6 protein-coding genes are annotated in these 3,934 nt (G+C 35.5%); 2 read left to right on the plus strand and 4 right to left on the minus strand.

What is annotated here, in order from left to right:
- Window positions 1-308 precede the first annotated feature (308 nt).
- The 3 genes from HHO47_RS18625 to HHO47_RS18635 all read right to left on the minus strand — a co-directional run bounded on the left by HHO47_RS18625 (window position 309) and on the right by HHO47_RS18635 (window position 1,956).
- Window positions 309-527 (minus strand): helix-turn-helix domain-containing protein, encoded by a 219-nt coding sequence (locus HHO47_RS18625; RefSeq protein WP_008137059.1) that lies wholly within the window; start codon window positions 525-527, stop codon window positions 309-311.
- A gap of 241 nt (window positions 528-768) precedes the next feature.
- Entirely contained in the window at window positions 769-1,620 is an 852-nt protein-coding gene (locus HHO47_RS18630; RefSeq protein WP_169021647.1) for a hypothetical protein, read from the minus strand.
- A gap of 144 nt (window positions 1,621-1,764) precedes the next feature.
- On the minus strand, window positions 1,765-1,956 hold the full coding sequence (locus HHO47_RS18635) for a hypothetical protein (RefSeq protein ID WP_169021649.1): 192 nt from the start codon (window positions 1,954-1,956) through the stop codon (window positions 1,765-1,767).
- A 92-nt stretch (window positions 1,957-2,048) separates the two neighbouring features.
- Between HHO47_RS18635 and HHO47_RS18640 the strand changes: the two genes are divergently transcribed.
- Both HHO47_RS18640 and HHO47_RS18645 read left to right on the plus strand, forming a co-directional pair.
- Window positions 2,049-2,324 carry a helix-turn-helix domain-containing protein gene (locus tag HHO47_RS18640; protein ID WP_169021648.1) on the plus strand — a complete coding sequence of 92 codons (276 nt, stop codon included), beginning with the start codon at window positions 2,049-2,051 and terminating at the stop codon, window positions 2,322-2,324.
- A gap of 57 nt (window positions 2,325-2,381) precedes the next feature.
- Window positions 2,382-2,534: a hypothetical protein gene (locus HHO47_RS18645; RefSeq protein ID WP_165722308.1), complete on the plus strand. Its 153-nt coding sequence runs from the start codon at window positions 2,382-2,384 to the stop codon at window positions 2,532-2,534.
- Here the strand turns inward: HHO47_RS18645 and HHO47_RS18650 are convergent.
- On the minus strand, window positions 2,527-3,141 hold the full coding sequence (locus HHO47_RS18650) for a Fic/DOC family protein (RefSeq protein ID WP_096793373.1): 615 nt from the start codon (window positions 3,139-3,141) through the stop codon (window positions 2,527-2,529). The genes HHO47_RS18645 and HHO47_RS18650 overlap by 8 nt on opposite strands.
- Window positions 3,142-3,934 lie beyond the last annotated feature (793 nt).

The following is a 3,934-nucleotide window of genomic DNA, read 5'->3' on the forward strand; positions in this document are numbered from 1 at the left end:
GCTTTTAATTGATTTGAAACTTGGTTAATCTGCATGTGAACTCTGTTTTTAGTCATTTTTTATTGGCGTAACTATTTGATCATTAACAGAGTTCAACTTCAAGTTTTCTTAAGATCCAACCTATGTATCTGCACTAAGTGTTCTAGGTGGTGTGGTTTGAAATAATCTGTGTGTTAAAAGCAACTGAGCACACTTATTCTCAACCACTAATGGCTGTAATGCTGAATTCATAATAAAAATACCTATGTCAAAAGTAATCAACATGGCAGGCAAGAAATGTAATTTTTTATGCCCGCCATATTAGCAAGCTATGTGCGGTCACCATACTTTCGAAGCCAAGTATCTAAAGTCGACTTTTCAAATAGTAGTTTGTTACCTAACTTAATACTTTCAGGCGAAAGCTTTTTAGCCAACTGCTGATCCCCCGCTTTTAAAGCGGCTTTACTTTTATTACGAATATTATAAATATGTTGAGTAGAACAGCTTAAATAAGCAGCTGCTTGTTGAGCGGTAATATATCCAGGCATAACAATCTCCAATACGTTAAAGAAGCGAAGAAATGCGCCACATAGATATGGCTTAATTGCATACACATACGTGTATGTACCTCGTTACGTATTGAAGGCAGCCCGTAAGCGCCTGTTTTTTTCACTGTGAAAGTGATAGGTAGAATGTTCTGAACTTAATTAAATAGAGAAATTTCTTCGCGTTGTTAATAAGCATATTACATATGCTTATTAACAAATTTAAATTACTTGGAGTTTGAAATCAAGCTTCTTTCGCTTTTCCGACAATAATATCATTCGAAGGAACTATGGTAGTAAAGCCTTGTAGTTTAATGACCGTATTAGCACCTATACCTCGAAATAGAATAGTTACATTATCGTACAAACCTTCTCCACTATTTGTCTTGCTCAAATATTTCACCCCATTGGATGACAAAAAATTGGTATGCCGTTTAGTTAATTGTATTACATTCTGCTCTGATCTAACTCCAATCAATTGCATTGACTGATTTAAAAAGCTACCTCTAGCTTCAATCATAAATAAGGGAACTAAATAAGCTAATAAAAATATGCCGAGTTTTACTTTTTTAGCCCAACCTTCTTTATAAACCTTTAATCTTGGCTTTGTATGTAGCATACCAAAAAGCATTCCCATTCCTAAGCTAGAAAAAAACATAGTGAAAGCCTTGTACGGGTCTTTAGCTATCATAGAGCTTATTAGAAGGAGGAAAATCACCCCAATTAAAGCAAAAATCGAGTAACTTCCACTTACTAAAGGAAAATCTATTTTTTTTATAATTACATTTCTCTTTTTAAGCTTAAAAACGATAGTTATCATCCAAATAATTAACGGCTGAACCCACCTTAAGAATGGTGAAATAGTTATCCCCGTAGATAAAAGAACTAGAAATATTAATGTGTAAACAAACGCAAATGCTAGTGAAGCAACGATAAAAAAGAGAGTATCACCTAGTGTTAGACCTGTTGGATAATAATCAATGTAACCACAATAAAATATAGTAATTACTGCTCCAAAAAAGATACATAATTGAAAGCAAAATTTGATAACTTGGCTGATTGAATTAATCGTATTCTCATACTTCCCAGTAAACATATATCCCCTTATTCGATCTAATTATTATCAATTAATACTGGTAAAAATTAATCATAAAAAAACTACGCAGCTTTTCAACTGCGTAGCCTGTATTTTGTGTAAAAACCCATCTAACAATTGCACTTAAAAAAGCAACTGTCAAAACTATTTGTAGAACTCACCACGGCTATGAGCGTCACGCGCTTCTTGCTCTGTGTAGCTATCGCCATAATGATCGACATTTCCAGTTCCATCATTGTATTCATCAATGAACTTATCCTGCTCAGACTTATCATCAACATCCAGCAAAATATCAACCGTAACGGCCCCTATAAACTTAACTGCTTTCCAGAACATTTGCTTCACTCGCTTCCATCTAAGTATTCCTTAGTATCGTGAACACATTAAAGCTAAGAAACTCTTAGTTTTCAAGTTAAGAATTAAATATAATGAAAACGAATGATGGGTCACCGTTTCCAAAACGGCTAAAAGAGGTAAGACTAGCAAAAGGACTTTCGCAAAAAAAACTAGGAATACTGGCGGGAATGGATCAGTTTGCGGCTTCGCCTAGAATGAATCAGTATGAAAAAGGCGTTCACTCACCCGACTTTCAAACAGTGCGGGCACTGGCTAAAGTCTTAGAAGTACCAACAGCATTTTTTTACTGCGAAGAGGATAATTTAGCCGCTATAATTCTTAATCATAAAACTTATAACGTTAATTGATAACATAAGGCTCTAGGTGTAGAATTAAATGTAGACGATTTATTCGAGGTGGTAATAATGAGTAAAGATAAGAAAAAAATCACAAAAAGTATGATTTTGAGATCTGTTGCTAGTTCAACTGCCATTGAAACTGGCGCAACAGTAAAAACAATAGAAAAAAGGTTAAAAGCAAATAAACTTAAATATGAGTCTCTTTCACTCGCTATTTAATTATATCTCTCACGAGCCTTTCAATGTGTTGATAATCTCTGTTTACACCCGCTTGAATTGACTTGATGTAGAAATCTTTATGCTCATCCCACAAGCTATAATCAAGCGTTCCTTTTCCAGCTTTGCTACACAAAAAGTCCATTAACAGACGGCTTACCCTGCCGTTACCCTCACGAAATGGGTGAATTAGAATAAACTCAACATGGCTCTGAGCTAAAAATGACACAAGCTCTTCATCGGTCATTTCTGGTAAGTTATTAAATCGAGATAAATACTCATCTTCAAATACGCTAATATGCCTTTCAATTTGCAAAGGTGACATAAACTGAAATCCACCTTTGCCCATATCAACGCTTCTTATTTTACCTGCCCACTCGTATACATTACCTAGCCATTGTCTGTGCCAATTAGCAACATTTTGAAAAGAAAAAACGTCATCTTCTGGCTCTGGCGTTGTAAATATTTTTTCATATAGTTTAACTAAAAGAATAGCCTCAACATCATCCATCTCTGCTGCATCAACAATCGCTAACTTGTTCGCTAAAACTAGTTTTTCAGACCCTAGTTGATATTGCGCTTCAATAGAATCAGTCTCGTATTTAGTCATTTAATTACGCCTGAAAATGATTAGTGTAAAAGTGCTTAACAACCAATGCAAGTAACCTTGGTGTAATAACTTTGCCAATTTATGTGATTGTTTAATAATTTAAAACCAATTTTAATAGAGGCATCATGAGCAATAGCCTCTCTTTAAACATTGGGGCTTCGCCCCTGTCCCCCGCTATGTCGAAGCCGAAAATCGGCTTACACATAGCGGGGGACAACACATTCATACTCTTATACGCAGGTTTTATTTGCAGATTGAAAAATATTTCTAAAGTGATAATCTTATTGCTACTGAAGCTCTAACGAGCCAGAAAAAAAACAGGCGCTATTCTGCTGCCTTCAACACGTAGTAACGAGATAAAAACTATCTTTTTAAAGGTAGTAACCAATCAAAAACGGCGCACTCCAGCTGCTGACAATACGTAGAAACGAGGTTAATAATCAGGCGAGATCAGTCCGAGCCTTTCGCATATGCGAAAAACAGGGGCGAATAGGCTTAAGTGCCGCTGAGCTTTATTGCCAGTCAATCTTACAACCTTAATACGACTGGAGTCATACCATGAAATTCGATGCCCTAATCGAAGTCCAAAAACTAAAATTTGAAAGTAAGTTAATCGCAGGAAGCCGAAAAAAAACATCTAAGCTTGATAAACATAAATTCGAGCTAATGACCTGGTCAACTAAATTCAGTCACCCTAGTTAAGCTACTTTTTCTAACTCATTAATTTTAAATTCAAAATCATTTGGGCTTTGATACCCTAAGTAGGAATGCAATCGGTTACTGTTGTACCACA

Origin of the sequence: Pseudoalteromonas arctica (genome assembly GCF_012927645.1) — a bacterium.
Classification (GTDB): Bacteria; Pseudomonadota; Gammaproteobacteria; order Enterobacterales; family Alteromonadaceae; genus Pseudoalteromonas; species Pseudoalteromonas arctica_A.